Source organism: Mesorhizobium sp. B2-4-6 (genome assembly GCF_006442775.1).
Classification (GTDB): Bacteria; Pseudomonadota; Alphaproteobacteria; order Rhizobiales; family Rhizobiaceae; genus Mesorhizobium.
The window spans coordinates 723017-736380 of record NZ_VFVI01000002.1; the positions used below are offsets into that span (position 1 = coordinate 723017).

Genomic DNA, 13364 nt, shown 5'->3' on the forward strand with positions numbered 1-13364 from the left:
CCAAGGCGCTAATAAAGCGGCTCCTCGAACAGCGTCTTGTCGCCATCCATCAGCGCCTTGATCTGCGCCGTGCCGTCGGCCGCGAGCGCGAGCTTGATGCCGAACGGCCGCACGCGCATGTCGTTCTGGATCGCCATGCCTTCGCCTTCCGGCACATAGAAGCGATCGATCCCATAGTCCGGCGCGATCGTCATGTCGGGGCTGCGAAGATCCCAGCCCGCGGCGACATGTCCGACGATATCCGCCTCGTCCGCGCCCGCCGGGGCCGGCGCTGTGCCGAACCAGGCCGCCGTCGGCTGCCAGTAACCATCCGCGCCCTTCTTCAATCGCACCGCGATCGAACCGTCGTCGCTGGAAAACGCGCCTTGCGGAATGTCGGCGATCAGCTTCACCGGGATTCGCGAAATGTTGTTGTTGAGCGAGAGGTAGTCGCCGCGCATGAGATCGCGCGGATCGACGGGCTCGACTTTCAGAAGCACTTCCTTGCCGTTGCGCAGGATCGCGGCGCGGTCGGCGATGATCCAACTGAGAAAGCCGATCTGGACAAGCGCCAGCACCAACGCCGCGATGATCAGTTTCTTGCCGGTCATGCCGTTGCTCCTGCCTTGGCGGGCGCCCTCATGCGCTTCTCGATGCGGATGATGATCAGCGCCAGGATGCCGAGCAGCACGGCCGCGGCCAGGAAGAATCCGGCCGTATCGAGCATCGACCGCAAAGTGACGCCATAGATGATGGCGAGTTCGAAGGCGAAGCCGGCATAGGCCAGCCAGCGCAGCCCCCTGCTCTCGCGGCCGGCCAGCATGATCGCCGCCACGATGCCGGCAAGCGCCATGATCGAGGCGATGGCGAAACCGCCGTTGTAGGTGCTTTCATCCGCCAGCTCGAACTGGACGATCGCCATGCCGGTGAGGAAGCCGAACAAGGCGTGCAAGGGCAGCCGGCCGCCGAGCTGAAGGATCCTGTCGATCGGATCGCCGGTAAAGACCGAAGCGGCAAACAGCAGCGCCGATACGACGGCGAGCGAAACCGCCACCGGCAGCGTGTCGCGATCGGTCGCCAACAGAACCAGATAGAGAATGACAGACAGAATGATGAGGTGGCGCGCGGCCTGGCTGCGCGTCCAGAACGAAATGGCGAACAGCACGACCGCCATGACGATGAAGAGATGTGGGATCTCCGCGCGCCAGTAGAAGCCGAACCCCTTGAGGACCAGCCAGGCGTCGGCGATGCCGACCGCCGCCACGGTCAGCGGGTTGGAACGCAGCGCCACCGCCGCCAGCGCCGTGCCGGCGCACCATGTCAACAGCGCCGAGGCCTCGTCGCCCGAGAGGTGATACATCTGGCCAACGAGTGCGATCGAGCCGCCGAAGGCGGCGACGGCGACGATCCACAGCGCCTCGCCGATCGCGGCATGGTCGCGCGCCTTCAGCACCGCTCCGCCGACATAGCCTGCGAGGATGACCGCAAACAGGGCCGCCACGCGAACGAGGCGCGGGATGGCCTCCCAGTTGGCGGCGACGAAAATCAGGATCGCCGCGCCGAACAAAAGCGCCGCCATCATAGCCAGGATGGAGCCGAAACTCAGTGACGCCCGCTCGTTGGCGGCGATGTCGCTTGTCAATGCCTCCGCCGTGGCGGGATCGATCAGCCCGGATTCCCGCCACCGCGCGATATCCGCCCTAACCTGTGTTGCATAGCCCGCCATGCTTTCCCCCGAAGCCTGGTCATTTCCTTAGCCGGAACAGCCAAGCCGTTGACGCGGCGGCATTTTCCGATTCGGTCTTCTTTGTGACGCAGGCGTGAATGGCCGTTAATGTTGCATTGCACAATTTGCATTGCTGCCATGCGCCAACGGCACTTTTAAACCGATATGATCCCACCTATTTTCTGTTCGTACGCAAACGGAATGATCCGAACCAAAGACGAAACGAGAAGTACCATGAACCTGATCCGCAACTACCGCAACTGGCGCCGCTACCGGGACACCGTCTCCGAGCTGAGCCGCCTGTCGAACCGTGAACTGACCGACCTCGGCATCAGCCGCAGCGACATCCACTACGTCGCCCGCAAGGCGGTCTAATCCGCTTCGGACCGCAAATGGTCCGAACCAGTTTTGAAGAGAGTAACGACAATGAACCTGATCCGCAGCTATCGTAACTGGCGCGTCTACCGCGACACCGTTACCGAGCTGGGTCGGCTTTCGAACCGCCAGCTCCACGATCTCGGCATCGTTCGCGACGAGATCAAGATGGTCGCCCGCAAGGCGATCTAAGCAAGGCATTTCGCCAGGGTCGACCTCCTCCCCGACCCTGACGGATACGGCCAACCCTCACCTCCTCCCGAGGGTTGACCACCAAAACGGCGCCCGCCGGACCTCCTCCCCCGGCGGGCGTTGTTCCAGAAGCGAACGTAGTTCGTCTTCGAAGGCTTCGCCCCTTCTCAAAGACGAAAAGAATTTTCGTCCTCAAGGGCGATAAGGAATTTCGTCAAAGCCGACCTCCTCCCCGGCAATGACGAATAAGGTCGATCTTCACCTCCTCCCGAGGATCGACCCCCAAAACGACACCCGCCGGACCTCCTCCCCCGGCGGGTGTTGTTGTTTTGAATTCCTACTCCCCTTTCCGCCTTTTCAGACCGGCTTCCACAGTCTCTTCACCAGAGCAGTAGGAATCTATGTCCGAGTGTATTTTTTCCAACTCAGACAAGTACCGTTCCTTTTTCGGCGGCCGCAGCCGATATTCCAATATGAGTTGCCACAGCTCATCTTTAGTCAGTTTATCGGGCGGTACTTTGGTTGGCCTTGCATTTCCGACCCCGGGTCGGGGTAGCCGAGCCGGTACGTTGTATGGCTCGAAAAGATCGCCATAGCCTTCTACAAAGAGTTTTGCCTTCCGACGTAGAACGTTACGTCGAATATTGACTATCGCGTTCTCGACAATGTGAGGGGTAATCGCTTCTAGCTGATTACTGTGGCTTTCTCGAATTGCAGCAATAGTCTCACGTGCCGTGAGGTTTTCTGAGAGCGTTCCAACTAATGAACAAAATTGGACGTATGCCAACTGCGTCATTGATCGACTCCTTAGCGAATCAATCCATGATGTGCAGTCAAAGGAATAAAGCAAGAACAAACTGGCAGTCTCCACTGATGAGTGCTACCAGTGCGCCATTGCATTCGACTTCGCGGGGTTATAATTCCCCTCATGAGCAAAAATCCCGTACATGTCATCGGCGGCGGCCTCGCCGGCTCCGAGGCCGCATGGCAGATCGCTGAGGCCGGCGTTCCGGTCGTGCTGCATGAAATGCGCCCGGTGCGCGGCACCGACGCCCACAAGACCGACAGTCTGGCCGAGCTCGTCTGCTCGAACTCCTTCCGCTCCGACGACGCCGAAAACAATGCGGTCGGCCTGCTGCATGCCGAAATGCGGCTTGCCGGCTCGCTGATCATGAGCGCCGGCGACGCCAACCAGGTTCCGGCCGGCGGTGCGCTGGCGGTCGACCGCGACGGCTTTTCCGACGCGGTCACCGCGAAGATCGAGGCGCATCCGCTGATCGCCATCCAGCGCGAGGAAGTGCCGGGACTGCCGCCCAAGGATTGGGACCAGGCGATCATCGCCACCGGCCCGCTGACAGCGCCTTCGCTGGCGCAGTCGATCGCGGAAGCCACCGGCTCCGATGCGCTTGCCTTTTTCGACGCCATCGCGCCGATCGTGCATTTCGACACGATCGACATGAACACCGCCTGGTTCCAGTCGCGCTACGACAAGGTCGGCCCCGGCGGCACCGGCAAGGACTATATCAACTGCCCGATGGACAAGGACCAGTATCTCGCCTTCGTCCAGGCGCTGCTCGACGGCCAAAAGACCGAATTCAAAGAGTGGGAAGGCACGCCCTATTTCGACGGCTGCCTGCCGATCGAGGTGATGGCCGAGCGCGGCGTCGAGACCCTGCGTTACGGGCCGATGAAGCCGATGGGCCTGACCAACGTCCACAATCCGACGGTCAAGGCCCATGCGGTGGTGCAGCTTCGCCAGGACAATGCGCTGGGCACGCTCTACAACATGGTCGGCTTCCAGACCAAGCTGAAGCATGCCGAGCAGGTGCGCATCTTCCGCACCATCCCCGGCCTTGAAAACGCCGACTTCGCGCGTCTCGGCGGCCTGCACCGCAACACCTATATCAACTCGCCGACGCTGCTCGATCCGTCGCTGCAGCTCAAATCGCGGCCGGGCCTGCGTTTCGCCGGCCAGATCACCGGTTGCGAAGGCTATGTCGAAAGTGCCGCCATCGGCCTGCTCGCCGGCCGCTTCGCCGCCGCCGAACGGCTTGGCCAGACGCCCTCGCTGCCGCCCTCGACCACCGCCTTCGGCGCACTGCTCAACCACATCACCGGCGGCCATATCGTCTCCGACGACGAGCCCGGCAAACGCTCCTTCCAGCCGATGAACGTCAATTTCGGTCTGTTCCCACCCGTGGAAGCACCGAAGACCGAAGGCAAGCGTCTGCGCGGCAAGGACAAGACCGTCGCCAAAAGGCACGCCATCACCTCCCGCGCCCTGGCTGAATGCAGGGCATGGTTGGGGCTGCCGGGCAGGGCTGAGGCAGCCGAATAAGCTTTTCTGTCCCATTGGCCATGCATATAAAGTAGGATATCATCCCACTTTATATGCATGGAGCGATGCCATGGAATCTGCCGAGAAACTATCCATCACCGTCACGCCTGCCATGGCGCGCATGATCCGCGAGAAAGTCGAGGACGGGTCTTTCGGCTCCGCCAGCGAAGTCGTCCGCGCAGCGCTCCGCGCCTTCCAGCGCGAAGAGGAAGAGCATGCCGAGCGCATGGCATCGATCCGGGCGCGGGTGAAGGCTTCGATCGAGGACAAGAGGCCGAATCTTTCAGGAGAACAGGTGCGCGCTCATCTTCAAGGGCTGTTTGCCGAGTATTCGAGCCCCGACGATGATTCAGCGGCTTGAAGTCGAATACAGCCAAAGCGCGAGAGATGATCTCGCTAATATTTTCAGACACATAGTCGAGGCTACGTCGCGTTGAAATTCGTTCTGCGCATCGAAGACCGCTGCCAGAACATCGGAAACGCCCCTCGCGGCGGCCGAACTCGCGACGATATCGTACTAGGCTTGCGAACCGTCCCTTTCGAGCATTCTGCCGTCATCACCTATATTGTCGAAAGCGATGTCGTTCGCATCATCAACATCTTCTACGGCGGTCGCGACTACGAGACGTTGATTCGAGACGGTGGGTCGAGCGCTCCATCCTGAAGGGGTCTTACTCCGCCGGCTCGGGCACCCGCCCTGGCAATCCCGGCTTGCCCGCCTCTCCCGGATTCCTCCGCACATAACCCGCCTTCAGCGTCTCGGACGTATCGCGCGAACCGTCATGGCTCCAGCCTGGCGGCTGGATGAGATAGTTGACACGCTGACCAGGCGTCAGGCCCGGCGCCAGCGCATCCTTGAACATGCCGATCCATTCGTGGAAGGCCACCTTCAGCGGATTGAAAGTGCCGATGTTCTTAACGATGCCGTAGCGCGGCCGGTCCTCCTCCAATTCCTCGACGAAGGTGCCGAACATGCGATCCCAGACGATCAGCGTGCCGGCATAATTGGCGTCGAGATAGCGCGGATTGGTGGCGTGGTGGACGCGGTGGTGCGAAGGCGTGTTGAAGATGAATTCGAACCAGCCCCACATCTTGCCGATCGTCTCGGTGTGGATCCAGAACTGCCAGACCAGGTTGAAGCCGAAGACGAAGGCGATCACCGCAGGATGGAAGCCGAGCAGCACCAGCGGCGCCTGCAGGATGAAGGTGAAGGTGAACAGCCCTGTCCAGCTTTGTCTCAGCGCCGTCGAGAGATTGTAGTGCTGGCTGGAATGATGGTTGACGTGCTCGGCCCACACCCATCGCACCCGGTGCGCGATGCGGTGATAGACATAGTAGCGCAGGTCGTCGAGCAGGAAGGCGGCGACGAACACCCAGATCTGCAGGCCGAGATTGAAGAAGCGGAATTGCCACAGCCACAGCAGCGCCCAATAGGACACGACGCCGAGCAGTAAGCCTGCGACGACATTGCCGGTCCCCATCATCAGGCTGGTCAGCGTGTCGCGCGTTTCGAACGATCCCCTGGCGCGGCCGGTGCGCACCAGCCAGAGCTCGATCAGGATCGCCGCGACGAAGAACGGGATCGCAAGCTGGGTGACCTGCGGGAAATTATACTCGTCCATCACGCCGCCTCCCGGATCCGATCATGGCTTTGCAATGCCGCCGCCACGGCCAGCGCGCCGGCTTCGTCGGCAAAAGCAAACCGCCCGCCTTTCCAGGTGAAATCATTGAGCCGCAGCGAGACCACATTGCCTTCCCTGGTCAGCGCCAGAATGTCCTGGGGCGTGACGATGCGCGTCAGAAAACAATCGCCTATGCTCCGGACGATGCCGCAGCGCTGCGGGCCAAGATCGAGAAACGCGGCATGGCTGTCGGCTGTCAGCCGTATTGAACCCGGTCTTTCGTCAGGAAAATCCTCGGCAAAGCGTGCGAGCGCATGATCGGCGCCGGCAAGCGTCGCGGTCGTCGTGCCGCCGGTGAAATGCACGGCCGCGACCGATAGCGCGATGCCGAACACGACAAGGACGACCAGGACTGGCAGGCTCATGGAAAGACGGCTCCTCCGGCGGCCCGCATTTCTTTGACGCGAGTCCACATAAACGGAACCCCTAGCACGATTGACGTTTACGTCAAAGGGGCGTCCAGCCCCGCATCGCATGACGCAGGAGCAGCCAGTGGCGGCGCAGGGCGGAGAGCGTCGCCGTCGAGCCGAGCGGAGCCCCCCCCGCCTTCTCCATCTTGTCGAGATAGATACGGGTCAGCGCCAACGGCAGGAAAGCAGGCCGCAGCGCAACAGGAAGCGCCGGCGCGCCTTTCGCGAAGGCGTTGAGATGGTCCCACGCCAGCGCGATCATCGCAGCGACCGCGCGTTCCGCGGCAGCCCCGCCCTCGCCCTTGACGAACTCTTCCGGCGTCGTGCCGGCGGCCGCCAGAATGTCCGCGGGCACGAAACACTGGCCGCGCCGACGATGCAGCGGCAGCAGAAGCAGCAGGCCGGTGATGGCCTGAGCGCAACCGGCCCGGCCTGCCAGTTCGGCAAAGCGCGGCGCCGCGACCGGATCGAGCACCATGGCCGCAAGCTGGATCAGTGCAGCGGCCGTTTCGCCGCAATAGCCCTCGAGGTCGGTCCGCGACGGCATCGGATCGTCATAAAGATCGAAGATGCGCGCCTCGAGCATGTTGTCGAAAGCGGATTTCGGCAGATGATTGCCGACGATCGCGGCCTTCAGGGCATCGGCAATCGGATGGCCGGTCTCCTCCGGCCCGTCGGCCGCGATGACGTCGCGCCACCATTGCAGCCTGACCTCGCCCGGCAGTGGCTCGTGGATGCGATCGCGCACGCCGGCGATCTCGGCGTTGAAGGCGTAGAGCGCGAGCAGCACGTCGCGCCTGTCGGCCGGCGCGTAGAGCGCCGACAGATACCGGTCATGGTCGGCGGCGCGCACCGCATCCATGACGACGTCGCCATTCTTGACGATGTTGGACGTGCCGGCCATTCAGTCTACGGCGATCAGCGCAGCGGCCACCGCGCGGTCTTCGGCGAGCAGCACGTTGTAGGTCCGCACCGCCGCCCCGGTCGACATCGGGTCGGCCGAGATGCCGGCCTCCTTGAGGGCGGCGCGCAGCGCCGTCGGCAGCGGCCGCAATTCCTTGCCCATGCCGACCAGCAGGATCTCCACCCTGCCGACCTCGGCGAACAGCCTGTCGAAGTCCGAGGCCTTCAGCGCCAGTGGATCGGCCGGCTCCCAACCATGGATACCCGACGGCAGGACAAGCAGCGAGCCCCGATGCGACATGTCGGCAAAACGGAAGCCGCCATTGCCATAGGCCTCGATCGGCGCCTTGCCCGGGAAATGCGCCTCGCGGATGATGATGCCTTTGGCCATGGGTCTAGACCATGATGCCGAAAAGTGTGGAGCGGTTTTCGGGCGACATCATGCTCTATCTCTTTGATTTGAGCCGGATGATTTCAGGTCGGCTCGACCTGAAAACATCCGGCTCTGACGGCGTCAGGTCGCCACGGCCTTGCCGTTCACCGGCTTCTTTTCTTCTTCGGTGGCGGCCTGCGGCCGCAAGCGGAACAGAATCAGCAGCGGCGCGGCGATGAAGATCGACGAATAGGTGCCGAACACCACGCCGAACAGCATTGCCAGCGTGAACGAGCGGATCACCTCGCCGCCGAACAGCACCAGCGCCAACAGCGCCAGGGACGTGGTGACAGAGGTCAGCGTGGTTCTCGACAGCGTCTCGTTGATGGCGTTGTTCAGGAGCTGCGGCAGCGGCATCTTCTTGTATTTTCGAAGATCCTCGCGCACGCGGTCATAGACGACGATGGTGTCGTTCAGCGAATAGCCGATGATGGTCAGGATCGCCGCCAGCGACGACTGGTTGAACTCAAGTCCTGTGAGGACGAAGAAGCCGATCGTCATCACCACATCGTGCACCGTGGCGACAATGGCGCCGACGGCGAACTGCCATTCGAAGCGGAACCAGACATAAAGCAGGATGCCGACCAGCGCGATCAGCATGGCGATGGTGCCCTGCTTGGCGAGCTCGCCGGAAACCGTCGGACCCACCACTTCGACGCGGCGGAAATCATACTGATCCTGCAACTCGCCCCGCACCTTGTCGATGACGGTCTGCTCGGCATTCTCGCCGGCGTCCTGCGTGCCGACACGGATCAGCACGTCGTTCGGCGCGCCGAACTGCTGCACCTGGATCTCGCCGATGTTGAGCTCGGACAGCCTGCTGCGGATATCGCCAAGATCTGCATCGCCCTGCTTGGACTGCACTTCGATCAGCGAGCCGCCCTTGAAGTCGATGCCGTAGTTGATGCCAAGAGTCAGGAACCCGACGACCGACAGGATCGACAACGTGCTGGAGAGAGCAAATGTCCAGCGGCGGATGCCCATGAACGGGATTTTGGTGCCAGGCGGAATGAAGGTGACCGGCGCGCGCGGCAATTCCTTCGGACGAGCGCGGCGCAGCCAGATCGACACCAGCATGCGGGTGAAGGTGAAGGCGGTGAAGACCGTCGTCAGAATGCCGATGGCATAGGTAATGGCGAAGCCCTTCACGGGACCGGTGCCCAGAAAGAACAGCACGACGGTCGCGATCAGCGAGGTGACGTTGGAATCGACGATTGTCGCAAGCGCCTTGGAGAAGCCGGTGTCGATCGCCTGGATGACCGAGCGGCCGTTGCGCCGCTCTTCGCGGATGCGTTCATAGATCAGAACGTTGGAGTCCACCGCCATGCCGATGGTGAGCACGATACCGGCGATGCCGGGCAAGGTCAGCGTTGCGCCGAGCAGCGACAGCGCGCCGACGATCATCGCCACGTGCACGGCCAAAGCGACATTGGCGATGAAACCGAGGAAACCATAGGCGACGAACATGAAGGCGACGACGAGGATCGAGCCGATCACACCAGCCACCTTGCCGGCGTGGATGGAGTCCTGACCAAGGCCCGGGCCGACGGTACGCTCTTCGATGATGGTCAATTTGGCCGGCAGGGCGCCGGCGCGCAGCAAGACGGCGAGGTCGTTGGCGCTCTCGGCCGTGAAATTGCCGGATATCTGCCCACTACCGCCGAGGATCGGCTCGCGGATCACCGGCGCCGAAATCACCTGGTTGTCGAGCACGATGGCGAATGGCTTGCCGACATTCTGCTGGGTCGCCTGACCGAACCGCGTCGCTCCGCGGGAATTGAAGGTGAACGAAACCACCGGCTCATTGGTCTGTGAATTATAAGTCGGCGTCGCATTCGACAGGTCTTCGCCCGATACGATGACGCGGTTCTCGACGAGGTAAGGAACCGGAGGATCGTCCTGCGAATAAAGGATCGAGTCGCCGGCCGGCGGGCGATTCTTCATCGCATCCTGGACCGGCACCGACGTGTCGACCATCTGGAACGTCAGCTTCGCGGTCTGGCCGATAATGTCCTTGAGCCTTTGCGGATTCTGAAGCCCGGGCACCTGGACCAGGATGCGATCGTCGCCCTGCCGCTGCACGATCGGCTCGGTCGTGCCTAGCGCATTGACGCGTCGCTCCACCACTTCAATCGCCTGCGAGAGAGCGGTCGAGGTACGATATTTGATGCCGGCATCCGTAACGGTGAACTTCAACAGCCCAGGCTCGGAATCGTCCAGCGCCATCGACTGCACGGAACCACCGGCAAACAGACCGGCCGTGACCGGGTTGGTTATCGGCTTCAGCGCGGTCTTGGCGGCCTCGACCTGGCTCGCATCGTTGATGCGCACCTGCACGGTTCGGCCTGTTCCGCCAAGGCCGGTATATTGGATCTTGGCGTCGCGCAGCAGCGTCCTGATCTCGTCGCGCGTCGTCTGCAGTTGATCCTTGATCAGGTCGTTCTGATCCATCTGCAGCAGAATGTGCGAACCGCCCTGAAGGTCGAGGCCGAGCGTCATCTGCCGTTTCGGCACCCAGCTCGGCAGTTGCGCCAGCGTGCTTGCCGGGAAAAGGTTAGGCGCGGCAAGGATCACTGTAATGGCCACTGCGAGCCAGATCAGGATCATCTTCAGGCGCGAGAAATAGAGCATTCGTTCTTATCCGTTCAGGCGTACAAGCGGCAGCGTTCCGCCATCGGCTCGTAGTCAGCTATGGTTGTCATTCCGGCCATGGCCGGCCCTATCGTGCTTCCTCGACGATTGTCAATCTCGCCGGCAGCGCGCCGGTGCGGAATAACAGCGCGAGTTCCCTGGCACTTTCAGCCGTGAAATTTCCCGATATCTGGACAGTGCCATGCTCGATGGGTTCCCGGATGATAGGCGCTGAAATCACCTGATCGTCCAAAATCACCGCAAATGGCCTGCCGATATTCCGCGTGGTTGCCCACTTGAAACGTTGCGTACCCTTGGAATCGAGCCGGAATGCGACGACAAACTGTTCTGTCGAACTGTCGCGGATCGCTTCCGCGCCCAGCACGCTCTCACCCGAGACAAGCACCCGGTCTTCGACCAGATAGGGAACTGGCGGATCATCCTGCGTGTAAAGCACCGTTGAACCGGCAGGCGCCTGGCCGTTGACCGCATCGTTCACAGGCGTCGACGTATCGACCAATTGGAAGCTCAGTCGGCCTTGCCGCACAAGGGTATGCGCCAGGCTGTGCAGATCCGCGACGCCTGGCGCCTGAACCAGTATGCCGTCATCCGTCAACTGGACCGCGGGATCGGCAACGCCAAGTTCGTTGAGGCGATTTTTGATGACCTCGATCGACTGTGTGAGCGCGGCATAGGTTCGATACTTCGCGCCGGCATCGGTCATGGTGAATTTCAACAGGCCGCGCTCGCTATCGTCCAGCGCAAATTCCTGGACCGGGCCTTCCTTGCCGGCAATGGGATCGACCACCGCCTTGAGTGCCGCTTTGGCGGCCTCGATTTGCACGGGATCGCCAATGCGCAGTTGAACCGTGAGGCCCGATACGACAAGGCCGCTATAGTTGATCCTGGGTTCGGCGTCGCGAAGCAGCGTCCTGACCTGGTCGCGCATTGCTTCCAGCCGGCGGCTTTTTACCTGGTCGGTATCCAGGCGAAACAAGATATGCGCGCCGGGCACCGCGGCGAGAACATTCGGCGCGCCGAAGACCATCGAGATCAGGGCAAGCCCGATCAAAATGACCTTCAGGCGCGAAAGATAGACCATTTGCCGCCGTTCGTCAGAACCCTGCCCGCGGCCATCACCGCTGGATTTCGCCTACTTCTTGGCGTTCTGGTTCGCCACCGGTTCGCCCTTGACGCGCACGTCCGAGATCGTCGAGCGCAGCGCGGTCACCTTGGTTCCGCCGCCAAGGTCGATCTCCAGTTCATTGTCGTCGATCACCTTGGTCACCTTGCCGACGAAGCCGCCGCCGGTCACCACCGTGTCGCCGCGGCGCACCGCCGCGAGCATTTCCTGGCGCTTCTTCAGCTGCCCGCGCTGCGGCCGGATGATCAGAAAATACATGATCACGAAAATCAGGACAAACGGCAAAATCGAGATAAGCATGTCTGGCGAAGCGCCGACGCCCTGGGCGTATGCCGGTGTAACGAACATCAAGAAACTCCTGGATGGTGAAATACCGCCGGAGCGGCCCCGCGAAAATTTGGCCGGAATATAGTCGGTAAACTAGCCAATGCAACTGCGCTGCGAGGCCAATCCGTTGCTTTTCCAGCCGTTTGCGGCGTGCTAGAGCGTCGCAGCGGAAGCGGCTTCGAGGCCACCGAAAAAATCATGCTCCAACAAAAGCTTGGGCCTGGTTCTTGCAGCGACGCCGTGGAAGCTGCTCCCACGTGCTGAAATATCACAACAAAAAGACCTGATATGACCGACAGCCTGGACGCCCTGAACAAGAAACTCGACCGCCTGATCGAGGCGGTATCCCGCCTCGCCCCGCCGCCGGTTCCGCAGACCGACCTCGGCATTGCCGACTGCTTCGTCTGGCAGGCGGAGCCCGGCTATCTGGAACCGGTTCGCAAGGTCAACCGCGTCGACATTGGCCTGATCCGCGGCGTCGACCGCGTGCGCGACATCCTGCTCGACAACACCGAGCGCTTCGCGTCCGGCTACGCGGCCAACAACGTGCTTTTGTGGGGCGCGCGCGGTATGGGCAAATCGTCCCTGGTCAAGGCCGTGCATGCCACCGTCAACGCCTCCGACAAGCTCGACCGGCCGCTGAAGCTGATCGAGATCCACCGCGAGGACATCGACACGCTGCCCAAGCTGATGGGCCTCCTGAAGGCAGCGCCTTATCGGTTCATCCTGTTTTGCGACGACCTCTCCTTCGACCATGACGACACGTCATACAAGTCGCTGAAGGCGGCGCTCGAAGGCGGCGTCGAGGGCCGCCCCACCAACGTCATCTTCTACGCCACGTCCAATCGGCGGCATCTGTTGCCGCGCGACATGATCGACAATGAGCGCTCGACCGCTATCAACCCCTCGGAAGCGGTGGAGGAAAAAGTCTCGCTTTCCGACCGTTTCGGCCTGTGGCTCGGCTTCCACAAATGCTCGCAGGACGAGTATCTCGACATGATCGACGGCTATGTCCGCTATCACGGCCTGGCGACCGACCCCGAGCAGTTGCGCGCCGAGGCGCTGGAATGGGCAACCACGCGCGGCAGCCGCTCCGGGCGTGTCGCCTGGCAGTTCACCCAGGACCTCGCCGGTCGGCTTGGCAAGCCGCTGAAGGATTAGGCCTAGCCATGATCGCGAACCGAACCTTCGGTTCTCACGGCCGAAACAAACTGAAAAAGCCCG

At 61.9% G+C, this 13364-nt stretch carries 16 protein-coding genes; 6 read left to right on the top strand and 10 right to left on the bottom strand.

The window, feature by feature from the left end; all coding sequences use genetic code 11:
• Positions 1-8: 8 nt before the first annotated feature.
• Both FJ957_RS09470 and FJ957_RS09475 read right to left on the bottom strand, forming a co-directional pair.
• Positions 9-590, bottom strand: coding sequence for a GDYXXLXY domain-containing protein (locus FJ957_RS09470; RefSeq protein WP_140830694.1), 582 nt, complete (start codon positions 588-590; stop codon positions 9-11).
• The gene (locus tag FJ957_RS09475) at positions 587-1705 is read right to left on the bottom strand and encodes a DUF2157 domain-containing protein (protein WP_140830696.1); all 1119 of its coding nucleotides are present in this window, start codon (positions 1703-1705) and stop codon (positions 587-589) included. Before FJ957_RS09475 ends, FJ957_RS09470 begins: the two co-directional genes overlap by 4 nt.
• A gap of 234 nt (positions 1706-1939) precedes the next feature.
• Here FJ957_RS09475 and FJ957_RS09480 point away from each other — a divergent pair, with 234 nt between their 5' ends.
• Both FJ957_RS09480 and FJ957_RS09485 read left to right on the top strand, forming a co-directional pair.
• Positions 1940-2080, top strand: a complete 141-nt coding sequence (locus FJ957_RS09480; RefSeq protein WP_006335194.1) for a DUF1127 domain-containing protein — start codon at positions 1940-1942, stop codon at positions 2078-2080.
• Between the two features lie 51 nt (positions 2081-2131).
• Positions 2132-2272, top strand: a complete 141-nt coding sequence (locus tag FJ957_RS09485) for a DUF1127 domain-containing protein (protein WP_084508100.1) — start codon at positions 2132-2134, stop codon at positions 2270-2272.
• 337 nt (positions 2273-2609) lie between these two features.
• On the opposite strand, the gene FJ957_RS09490 is transcribed toward FJ957_RS09485, so the two are convergent.
• Positions 2610-3068, bottom strand: coding sequence for a hypothetical protein (locus tag FJ957_RS09490; RefSeq protein ID WP_140830698.1), 459 nt, complete (start codon positions 3066-3068; stop codon positions 2610-2612).
• 132 nt (positions 3069-3200) lie between these two features.
• Here FJ957_RS09490 and trmFO point away from each other — a divergent pair, with 132 nt between their 5' ends.
• From trmFO to FJ957_RS09505, 3 genes are all read left to right on the top strand, one after another.
• Complete coding sequence (gene trmFO, locus FJ957_RS09495; protein ID WP_140830701.1) at positions 3201-4610, top strand: methylenetetrahydrofolate--tRNA-(uracil(54)-C(5))-methyltransferase (FADH(2)-oxidizing) TrmFO; 1410 nt, start codon at positions 3201-3203, stop codon at positions 4608-4610.
• Positions 4611-4680: 70 nt separating this feature from the next.
• A complete protein-coding gene (locus FJ957_RS09500) occupies positions 4681-4971 on the top strand; it encodes a type II toxin-antitoxin system ParD family antitoxin (RefSeq protein WP_140646717.1) in 291 nt (96 codons plus the stop codon).
• 72 nt (positions 4972-5043) lie between these two features.
• Entirely contained in the window at positions 5044-5274 is a 231-nt protein-coding gene (locus FJ957_RS09505) for a type II toxin-antitoxin system RelE/ParE family toxin (protein WP_348642551.1), read from the top strand.
• A 7-nt stretch (positions 5275-5281) separates the two neighbouring features.
• Here the strand turns inward: FJ957_RS09505 and FJ957_RS09510 are convergent, their stop codons facing one another.
• The 7 genes from FJ957_RS09510 to yajC form a co-directional block, all read right to left on the bottom strand.
• Complete coding sequence (locus FJ957_RS09510) at positions 5282-6232, bottom strand: sterol desaturase family protein (RefSeq protein ID WP_181180532.1); 951 nt, start codon at positions 6230-6232, stop codon at positions 5282-5284.
• A complete protein-coding gene (locus FJ957_RS09515; RefSeq protein WP_140830705.1) occupies positions 6232-6657 on the bottom strand; it encodes a hypothetical protein in 426 nt (141 codons plus the stop codon). The genes FJ957_RS09510 and FJ957_RS09515 overlap by 1 nt, the downstream gene beginning before the upstream one ends.
• 82 nt (positions 6658-6739) lie before the next feature.
• A complete protein-coding gene (locus tag FJ957_RS09520; RefSeq protein WP_246685792.1) occupies positions 6740-7606 on the bottom strand; it encodes a phytoene/squalene synthase family protein in 867 nt (288 codons plus the stop codon).
• Positions 7607-7996: an Mth938-like domain-containing protein gene (locus FJ957_RS09525; protein ID WP_140830707.1), complete on the bottom strand. Its 390-nt coding sequence runs from the start codon at positions 7994-7996 to the stop codon at positions 7607-7609.
• A gap of 123 nt (positions 7997-8119) precedes the next feature.
• Positions 8120-10669: a protein translocase subunit SecDF gene (secDF, locus tag FJ957_RS09530; RefSeq protein WP_140830710.1), complete on the bottom strand. Its 2550-nt coding sequence runs from the start codon at positions 10667-10669 to the stop codon at positions 8120-8122.
• 88 nt (positions 10670-10757) lie between these two features.
• Positions 10758-11771, bottom strand: a complete 1014-nt coding sequence (locus FJ957_RS09535; RefSeq protein ID WP_140830712.1) for a hypothetical protein — start codon at positions 11769-11771, stop codon at positions 10758-10760.
• Positions 11772-11822: 51 nt separating this feature from the next.
• Complete coding sequence (gene yajC / locus FJ957_RS09540) at positions 11823-12161, bottom strand: preprotein translocase subunit YajC (protein WP_140830714.1); 339 nt, start codon at positions 12159-12161, stop codon at positions 11823-11825.
• Between the two features lie 267 nt (positions 12162-12428).
• On the opposite strand from yajC, the gene FJ957_RS09545 reads away from it, so the two are divergent.
• On the top strand, positions 12429-13301 hold the full coding sequence (locus FJ957_RS09545; protein ID WP_140830716.1) for an ATP-binding protein: 873 nt from the start codon (positions 12429-12431) through the stop codon (positions 13299-13301).
• The last annotated feature ends 63 nt before the right edge of the window (positions 13302-13364 follow it).

What these genes read in the sequence shown, in the direction of transcription:
- FJ957_RS09520 (WP_246685792.1), bottom strand. Translation starts at nt 7,606, where the DNA reads ATGGCCGGCACGTCCAACATCGTCAAGAATGGCGACGTCGTCATGGAT.
- FJ957_RS09485 (WP_084508100.1), top strand. Translation starts at nt 2,132, where the DNA reads ATGAACCTGATCCGCAGCTATCGTAACTGGCGCGTCTACCGCGACACC.
- trmFO (WP_140830701.1), top strand. Translation starts at nt 3,201, where the DNA reads ATGAGCAAAAATCCCGTACATGTCATCGGCGGCGGCCTCGCCGGCTCC.
- FJ957_RS09500 (WP_140646717.1), top strand. Translation starts at nt 4,681, where the DNA reads ATGGAATCTGCCGAGAAACTATCCATCACCGTCACGCCTGCCATGGCG.
- secDF (WP_140830710.1), bottom strand. Translation starts at nt 10,669, where the DNA reads ATGCTCTATTTCTCGCGCCTGAAGATGATCCTGATCTGGCTCGCAGTG.
- FJ957_RS09545 (WP_140830716.1), top strand. Translation starts at nt 12,429, where the DNA reads ATGACCGACAGCCTGGACGCCCTGAACAAGAAACTCGACCGCCTGATC.
- FJ957_RS09470 (WP_140830694.1), bottom strand. Translation starts at nt 590, where the DNA reads ATGACCGGCAAGAAACTGATCATCGCGGCGTTGGTGCTGGCGCTTGTC.
- FJ957_RS09475 (WP_140830696.1), bottom strand. Translation starts at nt 1,705, where the DNA reads ATGGCGGGCTATGCAACACAGGTTAGGGCGGATATCGCGCGGTGGCGG.
- FJ957_RS09510 (WP_181180532.1), bottom strand. Translation starts at nt 6,232, where the DNA reads ATGGACGAGTATAATTTCCCGCAGGTCACCCAGCTTGCGATCCCGTTC.
- FJ957_RS09535 (WP_140830712.1), bottom strand. Translation starts at nt 11,771, where the DNA reads ATGGTCTATCTTTCGCGCCTGAAGGTCATTTTGATCGGGCTTGCCCTG.
- FJ957_RS09490 (WP_140830698.1), bottom strand. Translation starts at nt 3,068, where the DNA reads ATGACGCAGTTGGCATACGTCCAATTTTGTTCATTAGTTGGAACGCTC.
- FJ957_RS09525 (WP_140830707.1), bottom strand. Translation starts at nt 7,996, where the DNA reads ATGGCCAAAGGCATCATCATCCGCGAGGCGCATTTCCCGGGCAAGGCG.
- FJ957_RS09480 (WP_006335194.1), top strand. Translation starts at nt 1,940, where the DNA reads ATGAACCTGATCCGCAACTACCGCAACTGGCGCCGCTACCGGGACACC.
- FJ957_RS09515 (WP_140830705.1), bottom strand. Translation starts at nt 6,657, where the DNA reads ATGAGCCTGCCAGTCCTGGTCGTCCTTGTCGTGTTCGGCATCGCGCTA.
- yajC (WP_140830714.1), bottom strand. Translation starts at nt 12,161, where the DNA reads ATGTTCGTTACACCGGCATACGCCCAGGGCGTCGGCGCTTCGCCAGAC.